This is a genomic window from Wolbachia endosymbiont of Phyllotreta cruciferae (assembly GCF_918697765.1).
Lineage (GTDB): Bacteria > Pseudomonadota > Alphaproteobacteria > Rickettsiales > Anaplasmataceae > Wolbachia > Wolbachia pipientis.
Genome location: NZ_OU953855.1, coordinates 1,559,540 through 1,574,111, shown reverse-complemented (window position 1 = coordinate 1,574,111; position 14,572 = coordinate 1,559,540). Strand labels below are relative to the sequence as shown.

Sequence of the window (14,572 nt, the reverse complement as noted above, 5' to 3'; positions counted from 1 at the left end):
ATGACAAATAGAAGAGAATATACAGCAGAATTCAAATTAGAAGCTGTTAAGCTGGTTAAAGAAACAGGTCAAGCAAGTACAAAAATAGCAAAAGATCTAGGTATAGATGGCAGTATGTTAAGTAAGAAAATATGATGGAAAAATGTCTGGAGCATACGCATTTCCAGGCAAAGGCTCCTTATGACAAAGAAAGATTTGATCTAAAAAAAGAACTAACAAGAGAAAGAGACATCTTAAAAAAAGCCCTGGGCAAAGAAAAAGAGTAAAGTATTCTTTTATATAGAAATTGCTATAAAACACAGGAACTATGTAGGGTTTTGTACTGGTGGTATTGGTTGCTAAGGAAAAAAGCAGTAAAGAATTAGCAAAAGAAGGGCTTCTAGCAGATATTCAAAAAATACATCAAGCATTCTAAATGCAGATATGGAGCCCCTAAAATTCACGCTGAATTAAAAGCTTTAGGCAAAAATTAAAACAGTACAAAGTGTTATGCAAGAAAATGGCATTAAAACCAAGCTTAGACGAAGGTTCAAAAATAAAAAACAGCAAATAAGCAACCGAGTTGTGGCTCCGAACACATTGGATCAAAATTTTACTACTGATCAGCCAAATAAAGTTTGGGATTACCTACATAAAAACTAAAGAAGGTTGTTGGCGGCAATAATTGACCTATATTCACGCATGGTGGTTAATGAGTAACATGATAATTAGTTATAGATTCTTTATTGATGGCCGTTGATAAACGCAAACCCGATAAAAATCTGCTGTTACATAGCGATCAAGGGTCACAGTATACCTCTCAAAATTACCAATTTCTATTGAATACAAAAAACATCATTTCCAGCATGAGCCATAAGGGCTGTTGTTACGATAACTCTGTTGCAGAAAAGTTCACTTAAAAGGGAGCTGCTTATTGATACTTCTCGCTCAACAAACCAGAACTGCCATATTTGAATACATAGAAATCTTTTATAACAAATAACGTAGACATTCTACTATTAACTATTGCATTCCTGCACAATTTATTCTCATGATAAAAACGTCTTAACTTTCTCTCTACTTTTTCTGGGTAAGGTCACCTCTTTAGGTGCTCCTTTTTTCTTTCTTATACACACAAAAATCATATAGAATTGTAAATACAGCTTTTTTATTCTGATGCTTTTCAATTCTATAGCTCTGGTTGTCTCTCTATTACTATTTTTCTACATTATCGTAAAAAAACTGAGCGAAAAGAAAGCAAACCTTGAGGGTAATTTATGTAAATTAGAGCAAGAACTTCAAGAAACAAAGCAAACTTTGCTTACGAAGAATGAAGAAATAGTTGATTTAAGGGTCAAAAGAGCAGAACTTGAAGTAACTCTGCAAAAAGAACGTGAGGAAAAGAAAAAGGAAATAGAATTACTAACAAAAGCAGAGGAGAGATTAACAAACACTTTTAAAGCGCTCTCTCTTGATGCTTTGCAAACAAATAACAATAATTTTCTGAACTTAGCAAAGGAAGTAATCGATAGTAAATTAAAAGAAACGGAAAGCGATTTCAAAAAAAGACAAGCAACGATCAACGAAGTTGTAACTCCAATAAAAGAAAAATTAGAAAAATTCGATAATGAAATACGTGAGCTAGAAAAGGAGAGGGTAGGGGCCTATGAAGGTTTAAAGGAGCAAATTGGAGCGCTGATGAACCAAACTTCCAACCTTGCTAATGCCCTGAGGAAACCTCACATTAGGGGTAAATGGGGTGAAATGCAACTCAAAAGAGTGGTAGAAATGGCAGGAATGATTGAGTATTGCGATTTTTTTACTCAGCCGTCAGTGATTGATAAAAACGAGGATAATTTATTGCGTCCTGATTTAATAATCAAAATGCCATCTGGAAAGCAAATAATAATAGATGCTAAAGTGCCGCTTGATTCTTACATGGATGCTATATCACAAAATGATTTGCAAATACAAAAGGAGAAATTAAAGAACCATTCCCTGGCAATAAAAAAACACATAAATGACTTGGGTAAAAAAGAGTATTGGAATCAATTTGAAAATACGCCAGAACTTGTGGTGCTTTTCTTAACAGGGGAGGGGGTTTTTAGCGCAGCACTGGAATATGAGCCTGCTTTGATAGAGATTGGAGTGGAAAAAAAAGTGATCATTGCAACACCGATCACTCTAATTGCGTTGCTGAGAGCAATAGCGTATGGATGGAAGCAAGAGATGATAGCTGAAAACGCAAAGAAAATCAGTGAACTAGGTCATATTTTATATGAGCGCATTTGCACAATGGGTGAAAACTTTGATAATTTGCGCAGGAGCTTAAAAAGTGCTGTTGATCATTATAATAAAACTGCTGGCTCTCTTGAAGCAAGGGTGTTTCCTGCTGCTCGAGAATTCAATAAGCTTGGTATACATGCAAAAAATAAAAGTTTAAGTGCTGCAAAGGAATTAGAGTCTTTACCACGCAGTTTACATACTGAGGAGCTGAAAGTAGATTAGGCATCTTAACAGGGAATGTTCAAAAAAGTGTGTCAAACCAAAAAAAAAGTAATAAATTGATATAAAAAAAATGGAGGTTTGACAATGAGTCAGAAAGTAGTAAACAGAACTACCGGTTTGGTAGATTACAAAGAACTGGAAGCAAATATACTGTCATCAATAAGGGAAGGCAGACCATTAACAGGAAGGGATGGAGCATTTACACCATTTATAAAAAAGCTGCTGGAGGCAAGTTTGGAAGGTGAAATAGAAAATCACTTATTAGCTGAAAGTGAAGAGAGGGTTTGGTTGGAAGAAGTGGAGTAGCGAATGGATATACAAAACGCTGGGTCTATATTCAGACTACAGAATAAGGTATTACAAACCGAAAGCATCACTAGCACAATATGTTATAAACTTTGGTAAAGAATCTGCTAGGAAAGCGTAGTGCGGATGCTGCGTTTGACGAGGCGGGAGCTGGAAACGTTAACATGGGAATTTGGATTGAGGCCTATTGTGAAAACAATGGATCAGCCACCAAACCCTAAAGTAGGCGCGCCAGTTCTTGACCTTACATATTTTTTTGAAGGTTAAATCCAGCTTAGGGTCGAGAAACTTAGATAAAGCCATAGCCAAAGTGCTTAAAAATATTAATAATTATACACACAATTATTCAACCATATTTTTGAAGATAGCTATGCCGCCGCGGTATCTCTTAGCCGCTAACAAGTAGCGGGATGACGATTGTTGGTAAATCTAAGTCAGTTTAGCTATAGGCAGCAATTTTCTGTATTTATTTTAAATTGAAGGAAGCTCAAATGAAAGATCATGTTTTGCTAAAAATCACAGAATGCAGTCTAACAGTGAACGGTCAATGGCGTCAACTTAAGAACTTTCATTAGCAAACTCTCCTAAAGACATGATGGCGTTTGGGCTTATCTACCTTATCGCGGCTATACAATCGTCCCGGTCGGATTTTAACTTTAGCGCGTATACTTGCTCTATCAAAAAGGGCTTGAAAGTTTTTTGGCGCAATAAGTACCTGATAGAGTTTCTGCCTCATTACACCAAATAAAACCGAAAAATTTAAACGATACTCAGCAATTTGATCTGGATTCCAAGGCCCTTGTGCATCACACATATGAAGCGACAATATATTACACATGACTAAGTTTGCCCAAAATTCTTGTAATACAGCCTCTAAATTTACGCCAGAAAAATTCTCTAACTCTGCACCTATTTTGAGTCGTTTATAGCACTCCTCTATATGCCACCTTAATACATAAGCTTTGCTGATATCTTCCAAAGTAAATTTTTCTCGATCAAAAAGTGAAGTAACCAATACCTCTGTTTCTCCGTTGGCTAATGTCAGCACTATTACTCTTACTTTTTGGCTTTTCGTTTTATTTTCTAGCACAAAATCAAAATCTAATTCACCAGATGAAATTCGTTCCCATAGCTTGCTATAATTTCTTTTTTGCAAGCGAAAAATAAAGTCTACTTTCAATTCATAATGCTGCTGAATGAATTTTAATGAAGACGGTCGTAGATAAATAATAATCTATCTTGATTTAATGAACGCATTTGAGTAACGACTTCAGGTAATTGTTCTTCTGCTAACGTTTGCTCACCCACATTCCAAGCCGCAAGGCGAGCACTGCAAATCAGCGAAGTACATAAATCAACAAACAAAGAAACCCTTGCTAATGGTGGCATTATACCTGTTGTTCCATTTGGTTTAAAACGGCCAAACTCGGATACAATTTCTTCAGAGCTCGGTAATCGAATACCAGAACCATCTGCTGCAATAAGCCTATAGCCTTACTATTACCCACAAATATAAATGTTTGTTGCATAGCTCTTAATGGCATAACTTTTGCTTGAAATAACTGTTTATATGGTGCAATTTACAGCTTTTAGTTGCTAAAATTATAACTCTTAGTTTAATAATTTTAATCTAATAAGCTTTCAGGTTAATAAAATTAAATTATTTGAGTAAATACAATACTATGTTTTTATTTGTGGGTAATAGTAAGGCCTATAGCCTCTCCAACTCAGGCTCATCTTGATAGGCTGTTTGGATGCTTAAATTCTTTAAAACCTGTATGACAAATCTTATATCTTGCTTTAGAAAAAGCTTGCTTTGAGGGTGGAACTTTACAAGTCAATGGATCCATAAGCTCGCATTCTATTCCTAAACTTTTCTTAATTAACTTTAAAATCATAGAAAATACTGTCGTAAAAGGAAGTTTTCTTGTTCGTGTAAAACTGTTTTTTCCAACACAATGGATTCTCTGAAAAGCTTTCGAGTATATTATATTTTTAATTTGTAGAATAAGATTTTTTCCTTTTTGTTTGGTAGAAGTCATAGTTTTAAATCCTCCTGATTAAGTTTTATCGCTATGACTCCCCCACCAGAACCGTGCTTGCAGCTTTCCCGCACACGGCTCCACAATGTAGTATTCACAGCATTTCCTATTTTGTATATAATGAGTAGCATATTCTTGGTTTTGGTAATGGATTAACTTGTAGATAGTGTATAAATTGCTTTGAATTCATACTCTTCTTCTGACTACGTCGGTTTATCCATTTATACGCTAGCTTGATTACCCGCCAGAAGAATTTATTCAACCACCGGTAATTTCCGCTAACTCCGAAGTAGTTATAGTGTCCTGTTAGTTTTGCTTTAAGTATTGACCACCAATCTTTAAGGTGAACTTTATTTCGGATCTTTTTCACCCATTCTTTGATTTCTTTAAGTTTTCTAGATAGATTTTCTTTCGAGGTTTTATGACCTACCATTACTCTACCTTTACGACTCCTTGTACCATAATGGGTGAATCCTAGAAAGTTGAAACTTTCCGTTTTTCGTTTCTCCCTTATTCCTTGTTGCCACTCCTTTTTGCCAAACTTTACTATTCTTGTTTTGTCTTCAGATATTTCCAGTCCAAATTTTCCTAGCCTTTGTTTCAGTGACTCTAAGAGTTCTCTAGCATCTTTTTCTCTTTCGCAGCAAATCAGGTGATCGTCTGCATACCTAACTAGCTCCATATAACCTTTAGATCTTAGCTTGAATTTCTTTTCAAACCACAAATCCAGCACATAATGCAACTATATATTAGCTAGTATAGGACTTACTATTCCCCCCTGAGGTGTGCCTAGTTCAGTTGCTTCATAATGTCCTGCTTCGACTACTCCTGCCTTAAGAAATCGTTTTACTAACCACAGTATGTTTGGGTCTGTTATCCGTTCTCTCAAGCATCTCATTAGCCATTTGTGCTGGACATTATCAAAGAATTTCTTGATATCAACTTCTACTACATAGTTAGTTGGTCTGTACATAACTGCTTTATTTAGTGCATTTACCGCTTGATGACAGCTTCTACCAGGACGAAAACCATATGAGTTATCCAGAAAGTTAGCTTCATAAATATTTTCTAATATCTTCTTCAGCATTATCTGGACTAACTTATCTTCTGTAGACGGTACTCCAAGCCCGCGTTTCTCTTTGCTTCCAGCTTTTGGTATATATACTCTTTTCACTGGTTGCGGTTGATATCGCTTTCTTTTCATACTATCCACCAGAGTGTTGAGCTTCTCTTCAAGATTTTCTCCATAAGCTTCTACTGTCACCTGGTCTATACCGCATGCTTTGTTATGCTTTAGCTCTTTATAACATTCAGCAAGATTCTCTGCGTTTATCAGATGAATTAACGATTAAATTTCAATCGTTTATCTTGCCTGGCTCTTACTGCTATCTGATTTAGTTTTCTTTGCACGTTATTCCAACCTCCGTTGTATTGGCATAGCAATTCCTAAACCAGTCACTATATTGCTGACCGCTTCCCCTTGTATGTGGCTTTCCCACACTCTGAGTACTATCAATCAGTCCGACTTCCTTTATATCTTCCGTCAGTACTCGCCTTTGTTGACTTGTTCCAACGTACCTTAATAGGAATACAAAGGATCTCCCAAGTTTACGTAAACTCCATCTCAACACGTGATACGGCCTCAGATCCCGATAGAGTGAGTGATAACTTGCCCTATTGTTACCCTTCTTGCTGTCTTCCACTATATGCAACGTGTCGACCTCTATGACATCGAGAATTTCGGGACTCAATACCTTCACTTTCGTTGTACCCTGTGTTGTCCATTCCACTAGCTTTACTACGCTCGTTACCTTACGCAGCATAGTGGTTTGTTCCAGCCTGCTGGCTAGGCTTTGCCTGGGTTGGATTTTCACCAACTGGACTTTACGCACTTTGCTTGGCGCACGCATGTTTCACCTAAAAAGGACACATTTTAGACTTCTTTGTTGAAATAAAACAGAAACAGAAACAAAAGTGCTGTTTATTGCACTCTTTGGATAATTTAATGATAAAAAATTTAGAGAGAAATTTTATACACTATCGCTGATATTTTTCCTTAAGTTGACGCCATTGCCTGAACTGATGCTAGTTATAAAGTCTGCATTGCTTAAGTAAGACATCACTATTGATGAAATGGTAAACGTTAACATGAAAATTGCAAAAAATATAAAGACAGAGTGAACTTCATCATTCTCCAGGGTTTTTCCATTGAATTTTACTCCATTGTCTGCATCAGGGTTTAATAAAAGGTAAAAGTAATTTCTTATAGACCTTAAAAGAACAATCAAGCGGAAGATTTTGACACCACCACTTGAAGAACCACTACATCCACCAACAAAGGTGAGAAAAAAAGCTAAGACTGAAATGAAACTCCAATCTATATGATTACAGATTGCATAACCAGTTGACGTAATCAAGGAAGTGATGGTAAATGTGCTGCATTTAAATGATAATGACACTCCTAAATCAACATTTTTATACAACCAAAAACAAGCAAATAAAGATGAAACAATAGCTATCTTAAAAAAGTAAGAGACCTGCTCATCATAGCAAATGTCTAACCGTCTTATGATTTTTAAATAGCTAAGAAAAGGCAGAGAACCCAAAATCATAAAAACGATCGTTATGGCTTCTAGTATGGGATTATTATAGTGCCCTATAGAATCATTATAGTTAGCAAATCCACCAGTTGATACAGCAGACATTCCGTGACATATTGCATCAAATAGTGGCATACCAGCTAGATAATAGGAAAATATACATAACAAAATTAAGCCATAATATATTGCCGTAACATGAATCACTACGCTTCGCGTATTCGGCAACTTCCTTTTGGTAGCATCTGAATACTCAGAATAAAGTAAATTATTTAGGCTGAGAACCTTAAACATAGGAAAAACTGCAATTCCTAAAGTGATTACACCAAAACCCCCCATGCCATGTAGCATTGCTCTCCATAGCAGTATTCCTGGAGATTGTTTTTCAATATCATTAAATATAGTTGCTCCTGTGGTTGTGATGCCAGATATCGTTTCAAACAATGCATCAACATAGCTCAGATTATCAAAATAGAAAGGAATAGCTGCAAACAGAGACAAGGCAATCCAGGTGCAACTAGTAATCGCAAAAATTGCTGGCATTCCATGCAATCTACTTAATTTACCGAGTAAAATAAAAATTGCGCCAGATGTGCAGGTAATTATGAATCCAGCGAGGAAATTTTTCCATTTGTAGCTGAGACATTTATTAGTAATAGCAGGAATAAGCATTGCTAAGCTAAACAGCAATAGGAATATTCCCACAATAAATACAATTGAACGCAAATTTTGTAAACGTTGATGATTTTTCATAGAGTTACTTCCTCGCTATACAAAGCCATAAAAGCTACTCTAACGTCAAGCACTTTGTTGGCCTTTATTAACAGTTATTAACAATATACTTGATTTACTTGTAAATATGTGTGATAATTAAATTTTTATTAGAGGTAAGATATGGTTGAATTAACTAATGCACAAGAAAAAATTCTAGGTTCATTAAGACAGGCAGTCTGGAATGGCAATTTTCAAGAAGTCCAGAACGTACTCGACAATAATGAACATAATGATATACAAGCAGTTTTGAGCCACGAGGGGACTTTGACTAGTGACAAAGGTACCATTTTAGATTTTGTTATGTGTTGTAGCATTACAATTAAAGCTCAAGTAAAGATCATTGAACTAATTTGGCAGAAAGCTGATCCAGAAACTCATGATTTTTTGTGTGATTACAAGGTAACAAAATATTTAGAAGGTCAACCATATTTTACGGATACAATAGATGATCTTAAACGCTTTCAAGGAAAAATTGACTCTAATAACACAGATATATGTTTTGCTCTTGAAACAGTTATTGAAGAAGTGGAAGAGCACAAGAGGGTAATGGGTCTTGATTCCAACTTACAAGAAGCAATAAAAAACCTTGATATTGATCAAGTTAAAGCAGCATTAGAGAATTATGGTGAAAATGCAGCAAGGGTTTTAGAGCGAGGGGTATATTGGAATGATGGAAGCGTAGATGCCCTTTTAGTTTATCCTCTGCTGGTTAACTATGATAGAGAATTGAACCAAGAAGATGTGGAAAAGATAAAAGAAAGCTTAAATTAATGTTTGATGCTGCTTCTCCAGGGCTCCTTGGGTTCGAGCCCAATGGAAATAACTATGTAATGGATAAACTTACATGTGCACAAAAATGTTTTGCTAAAATACCTGGAGTAGGTGAGCAATGCTTTCAAGAGTTGATTCAAGAATTTGAGGAAAAACTTAGTAAAAATGAACTAGATAATGCCAAGATTAATGATCAGATAGCATGGGATAAAGAGTATGCGACTCGATTTTCACAAGAAATCAATCAGGATCCGTCTGAGAATGATGATCTTAACTTTATAACGCGAATTCTGGATTAAAGGAGAATAGAAAAGGCAAGAAAACAGGGTAAACTCAGCAGTTATAAAAAAATAGATGAGGTTACCCATGGAAGATATAACAAAACTGTTTTGTTTGGTCGATGATTTTTGCAGAGATATAGAGAAAAATTTTGCAGGTAAACTACTGCCAAATGGTAAAAAACCCACAAGAATAACGGAAATTGAGCACTCCGAAATCATGACAATAATCCTGCTATATCAACAATCTCCGTGTAAAAATTTCAAAACTTTCTACCTACATTACCTAACGTTGCTCTACAAATCAGAGTTTCCAAAGTTGCCTTCATATACCAGGTTTGTTGCTCTAAAGCCTAGGGTTTTGTGGCATTTAGCAATGTTGTTGCATTGGCTTTGTGGACAGTCAGAAAACACTGGAATTTCATATATAGACACAACTCCCATTGCAGTTTGTCATGCAAAAAGAATATCCAAAAACAAAGTTTTTGCTGGAATTGCAAAATTAAGCAAGAGTACTTACGGCTGGTTTTTTGGTTTCAAATTACATATGGTAATCAATGAAAATGGTGAAATTCATGCACTTACGCTAACAAAAGGCAATGTTGATGATAGGATACCTGTGCCAAATCTGACGGGAAAATTAACCGGCCTTTTGTTTGGTGACAAAGGTTATATTGCAAAAGAGCTTTTTCAGAAGCTGTTTGACCGAGGTTTGAAACTTGTTACCAAGGTGAAAAAAGGTATGAAAAATGCATTAATTTCGCTAAATGAGAAGATTTTACTGAGAAAAAGGTCTATCATTGAGACTGTTTTTGGTTACCTAAAAAATAGACTAGAAATTGAACACACTCGCCATAGATCCCCTGTTAATTTTTTGGTTCATATCTTTTCTACTCTCATTTCCTATTCCATCAAATCCAAAAAGCCTTCTATTTCCTATACTTTCTTCCTTCCTTAGTCCAGAATTCGCGTTTATAGATGACACTGATCTAGATCAAAACACCGTAAACTCTGCACCAACTGCAGACAACAAAACCCCAGAAAAAAACGATACAAACTTCTTGAGTAAACACAAAGGGAAGATTGCTCTAGGCGTTGTTGGACTATGCGTAGTTGGTGCTATTGCAGCCTATGTGCTGGCATATCCTGTAGTTGCATTAGTTTTAGAAGTTTTAGCAGTTTCAGCATTGGCTGTACTAGCTTATATTGGAGGAGTTTGTGAGAAATCAGAAAGCCCAAATACGAAAAGCTCGGACCCGGTTGTTTCTGGGGTGTTGCAACAACGCAGAACTGTCTAATTAGTAATCCATTGTCATCCCAGCGCGCCGCGCTGGGTCTGACTACGCTAGAACAAAGAATATAAAAGAAACGTTGCCGTCACGTTATATCATAAACCTTTGCTGAAGCTTTCTTTATATCTTCACTTGAAAGTGGAATTAGACCAAGCCTAGATAGGTACCCATCTTCAATGCCGATCGAATCTATAATTTCTTTTATGAATTCTCTTAATCCATCAACAGTATCCAGGTGTTCTTTCTTTATATAAAGGTATAGAGGTCTTGCTAATATATATTTTCCCGATGATATATTTTCGTAAGTTGGCTCAATTCCTGCAATTGTGCTCCCTTGTATTTTATCTTGATTCCTCATTAAAAAGCTAAAACTAAATATCCCTAAAGCGTTCTTGTTACTTTTCAATTTTTGTATTATTATGTTTTCATTAATTCCAACTTCTATATACCTTCCGTCATCCCTTATATTACCACATGCTTGCTTTCTTTCTTCCTGATCTTTATAATTCTCTTTGAAAATTCTCGAGTTCATGCATGAATATTGATCAAGCATAATAGAATTAACCAAAGTTTCGTATGTGCCTGTATTTTGATGTGGACCATAAATTTCAATTTCTGTTTTTGGTAAGGCTTGATTTACATCAGACCAAAACTTCTTATTATTTTTTACTAATTTATCATTTTCTTGAGAATATGCAGATAAAGTTTCAAATAAGTCCTTCTTTGTGAAATCAAATCTATGGCTTTGATTTGAATTTGCAATGACAACTCCATCATAGCCAATGATGATTTCTATCACTTCATTAATTTTATTCCTTTTACATAGTTCTCTTTCTACTTCCTTCATAGGGCGAGATGAAGTGGTGATGTCTGGAGTGTCTTCCCCTATTCCTGAGCAAAACATTTTGAATCCTGATCCACTTCCTATCGATTCCACAACTGGAGTCTTAAAGGAGAATACACGGTTGAACTCTTCGGCTATAAACGAGATAAAAGGAAAAACAGTTGAAGATCCAACAATTCTGATGTATTTCCTGGCATCAGCATTTGACGGCGGCGTGAATAATACGAATACAAAAATCAGGAGAAAGTTTCTAAGCATTATTTTTAGTTAAGAACATAAATCTAATTATTGTAACAAAACATCAAACTGAAAAGCTTTAATTGCATGACAAAAGCTACAGTTTACATTTAAATTTTATTTTATATTATTGTAAGTATTACACAACTTTAAGGAACAGTTATGGCAGTTATGCCAGATAAATGGATAAGAGAAAAAGCTGAAAACTTTGGAATGATAGAGCCTTTTGTGAATCACAAAAGCAGCAAAGGTGTTATATCTTTCGGACTATCATCTTACGGTTACGATGCAAGAGTGGATAATAAATTTAAAATTTTTACTAACGTTAATTCAGCCATCGTGGACCCTAAAAATTTTTCTGAGAATAGTTTTATAGATAAAGAAACAGACGTATGCATAATTCCACCAAATAGCTTTGTGCTTGCAAGTACAGTGGAATATTTTCGTATACCAAGGAATGTACTGGTCATTTGTGTTGGTAAATCAACTTACGCAAGATGTGGAATTATAGTAAACGTTACTCCCTTAGAACCTGGATGGGAAGGTCATGTCACACTCGAATTCTCAAACACCACTCCGCTTCCCGCGAAAATTTACGCTAATGAAGGCGCATGCCAATTCGTATTTTTAAGCGGCAAAAGTGAGTGTGAGAAATCATATGATGATATGAAAGGAAAATATATGAATCAGCATGGTATCACTTTGCCGTTAGTTAAGTGATTACTTTAGGTAAAGCGTGATATTGTTTTATTGTACTGAAGATTACTAAAATGAGTTTTAACTAATTTGTCGCATTCTTTATCACCTAAAACTGCACGTGCAGAGTGGTTTTTAAATGACTCTACATAGCTTGAAAAGAAATTTGTAGAAGGATTACTTAAAGCTTCTGCAACTTCTTTTTTTTCTTTATCATTGGAAAGCTGATTAAATAGTTCTTCTCCCTTTTTTTGCAGCTCATTTTCAAATTCCTGCTTTATAGTATTCTTATCTGCTTTTTGCAAGAAGGAAAACTCTTCAAAAGTGTACAAGGAAGAGACAATACTGTTGAAGGTGCCAGTAAAACATGCACTTGAACCACGACCACCACGCACTCCGTATTCTGTTTGCGATTCTACTAAATGTTTAACCAGTTGATATTTTCTCTGTGATATGCGGGTATTAATAGCTATATTATTTGCTCTAGTTTGATCGTTGCAAGCCTTCCAAACTAAATTTAAAACTTGCTTCAATGTTAACCCGCTTCCACTATGTGTACCAGGGTTATTTTTTATACGCTTCAAGCACTCAAGTGCATGTTTTTTCTCATCTTCTGTAAGTTGATCTTTATCTGCAGCTTTTTGTGTGCCATTTGCTATGCACTCTAACTGATCAATAAATCCTTCTATTTCCTCTATAAACTTATCATCAATATCAGGCTCACCGTAGTTTTCTTTTAGCTTTTGAACGTTAATATTAATTGCATCATTTACATCAGTATCATGCGTTGTTTGTGGAATACGTGCTGCCTCCATAAATGCTTCAGCTCTTTGCTCTAACCATTCTGGTGCTTTGCCTCCTGCAAAAAGATATAGCTTACTCAATACATTGGCGATTGAGAGAAACACCAGGAAAGAAATAACAAATATTATCAAAAGTACTACAGATAAACCTATGATTAGCCACCTTACAGGCAATGGCGTCAACTTAAGAACTTTCATTAGCAAACTCTCCTAAAGACATGATGGCGTTTGGGCTTATCTACCTTATCGCGGCTATACAATCGTCCTGGTCGGATTTTAACTTTAGCGCGTATACTTGCTCTATCAAAAAGGGCTTGAAAGTTTTTTGGCGCAATAAGTACCTGATAGAGTTTCTGCCTCATTACACCAAATAAAACCGAAAAATTTAAACGATACTCAGCAATTTGATCTGGATTCCAAGGCCCTTGTGCATCACACATATGAAGCGACAATATATTACACATGACTAAGTTTGCCCAAAATTCTTGTAATACAGCCTCTAAATTTACGCCAGAAAAATTCTCTAATTCTGCACCTATTTTGAGTCGTTTATAGCACTCCTCTATATGCCACCTTAACACATAAGCTTTGCTGATATCTTCCAAAATAAATTTTACTCGGTCAAAAAGTGAAGTAATCAATACCTCTGTTTCTCAGTTGGCTAATGTCAGCACTATAACTCTTACTTTCTGTCCTTTCATTTTATTTTTTAGCTTTTCATTTTCTAATATAAAATCGAAATCTAATTCGCCAGCGTTCCCATAGCTTGCTATAATTTCTTTTTTGCAAGCGAAAAATAAAATCTACTTCCAAATCATAATGCTGCTGAATGAATTTTACTGAAGACGATCATAGATAAATAATAATTTCTTTTGATTTAATGAACGCATTTGAGTGATAACTTCGGGTAATTGCTCTTCCGCCAACGTTTGTTCACCTATATTCCAAGCCGCAAGACGAGCACTACAAATCAGCGAAGTACACAAATCAACAAACAAATTGCCAATGGTGGCATTGTGCCTGTTGTTCCATTTGGTTTAAAGCGGCCAAACTCGGATACAATTTCCTCAGAGCTGGGTAATCTCATACCAGAACCATCTGCTGCAATAAGCCTATAGCCTCTCCAACTCAGGCTCATCTTGATAGGCTGTTTGGATGCTTAAATTCTTTAAAACCTGTATGACAAATCTTATATCTTGCTTTAGAAAAAGCTTGCTTTGAGGGTACATGTCAATGGCTCCATAAGTTCACATTCTATTCCCAAACTTTTTTTAACTAACTTTAAAATCATAGAAAATACTGTCGAAAAAGGAAGTTTTCTTGTTCGTGTAAAACTGTTTTTTCCAACACAATGGATTCTCTGAAAAGCTTTCGAGTATATTATATTTTTAATTTGTAGAATAAAATTTTTTCCTTTTTGTTTGGTAGAAGTCATAGTTTTAAAT

General features: G+C 35.5%; 9 protein-coding genes and 6 pseudogenes. 8 read left to right on the top strand and 7 right to left on the bottom strand.

The annotated features are described in order from the left end of the window. The 3 genes and pseudogenes from NL281_RS09355 to NL281_RS07245 all read left to right on the top strand — a co-directional run. Nucleotides 1-982: pseudogene (locus NL281_RS09355) on the top strand (IS3 family transposase). Between the two features lie 173 nt (nucleotides 983-1,155). After that, a complete protein-coding gene (locus NL281_RS07250; RefSeq protein WP_077188164.1) occupies nucleotides 1,156-2,487 on the top strand; it encodes a DNA recombination protein RmuC in 1,332 nt (443 codons plus the stop codon). An 84-nt stretch (nucleotides 2,488-2,571) separates the two neighbouring features. Then, nucleotides 2,572-2,766 (top strand): annotated as a pseudogene (locus NL281_RS07245) (IS256 family transposase); the annotation flags it as partial. A 598-nt stretch (nucleotides 2,767-3,364) separates the two neighbouring features. On the opposite strand, the pseudogene NL281_RS07240 reads toward NL281_RS07245, so the two are convergent. From NL281_RS07240 to NL281_RS07225, 4 genes and pseudogenes are all read right to left on the bottom strand, one after another. Further along, a pseudogene (locus NL281_RS07240) lies at nucleotides 3,365-4,292 on the bottom strand (IS4 family transposase); the annotation flags it as partial. A gap of 227 nt (nucleotides 4,293-4,519) precedes the next feature. Then, nucleotides 4,520-4,835: pseudogene (locus NL281_RS07235) on the bottom strand (IS4-like element ISWosp8 family transposase); the annotation flags it as partial. Between the two features lie 106 nt (nucleotides 4,836-4,941). Continuing rightward, nucleotides 4,942-6,039, bottom strand: a pseudogene (ltrA, locus tag NL281_RS09350) (group II intron reverse transcriptase/maturase). 826 nt (nucleotides 6,040-6,865) lie between these two features. Then, entirely contained in the window at nucleotides 6,866-8,185 is a 1,320-nt protein-coding gene (locus NL281_RS07225; protein ID WP_253303256.1) for a TrkH family potassium uptake protein, read from the bottom strand. A 141-nt stretch (nucleotides 8,186-8,326) separates the two neighbouring features. Between NL281_RS07225 and NL281_RS07220 the strand changes: the two genes are divergently transcribed. From NL281_RS07220 to NL281_RS07205, 4 genes are all read left to right on the top strand, one after another. After that, nucleotides 8,327-8,977 carry a hypothetical protein gene (locus NL281_RS07220; protein WP_253303255.1) on the top strand — a complete coding sequence of 217 codons (651 nt, stop codon included), beginning with the start codon at nucleotides 8,327-8,329 and terminating at the stop codon, nucleotides 8,975-8,977. After that, entirely contained in the window at nucleotides 8,977-9,276 is a 300-nt protein-coding gene (locus NL281_RS07215) for a hypothetical protein (protein ID WP_253303254.1), read from the top strand. The genes NL281_RS07220 and NL281_RS07215 overlap by 1 nt, the downstream gene beginning before the upstream one ends. Nucleotides 9,277-9,343: 67 nt before the next feature. Then, nucleotides 9,344-10,213: an IS982 family transposase gene (locus tag NL281_RS07210; protein WP_253303228.1), complete on the top strand. Its 870-nt coding sequence runs from the start codon at nucleotides 9,344-9,346 to the stop codon at nucleotides 10,211-10,213. 175 nt (nucleotides 10,214-10,388) lie between these two features. Next, complete coding sequence (locus NL281_RS07205) at nucleotides 10,389-10,553, top strand: hypothetical protein (RefSeq protein WP_253303253.1); 165 nt, start codon at nucleotides 10,389-10,391, stop codon at nucleotides 10,551-10,553. 79 nt (nucleotides 10,554-10,632) lie between these two features. On the opposite strand, the gene NL281_RS07200 is transcribed toward NL281_RS07205, so the two are convergent. Continuing rightward, nucleotides 10,633-11,649 (bottom strand): substrate-binding domain-containing protein, encoded by a 1,017-nt coding sequence (locus tag NL281_RS07200; protein ID WP_253303252.1) that lies wholly within the window; start codon nucleotides 11,647-11,649, stop codon nucleotides 10,633-10,635. A gap of 141 nt (nucleotides 11,650-11,790) precedes the next feature. Here NL281_RS07200 and dcd point away from each other — a divergent pair, with 141 nt between their 5' ends. Beyond that, a complete protein-coding gene (gene dcd / locus NL281_RS07195) occupies nucleotides 11,791-12,348 on the top strand; it encodes a dCTP deaminase (protein ID WP_253303251.1) in 558 nt (185 codons plus the stop codon). A 5-nt stretch (nucleotides 12,349-12,353) separates the two neighbouring features. Here dcd and NL281_RS07190 read toward each other — a convergent pair whose 3' ends face one another. Next, a complete protein-coding gene (locus NL281_RS07190; RefSeq protein ID WP_253303250.1) occupies nucleotides 12,354-13,325 on the bottom strand; it encodes a hypothetical protein in 972 nt (323 codons plus the stop codon). Next, nucleotides 13,325-14,562: pseudogene (locus NL281_RS07185) on the bottom strand (IS4 family transposase). Before NL281_RS07185 ends, NL281_RS07190 begins: the two are co-directional and overlap by 1 nt. Nucleotides 14,563-14,572 lie beyond the last annotated feature (10 nt).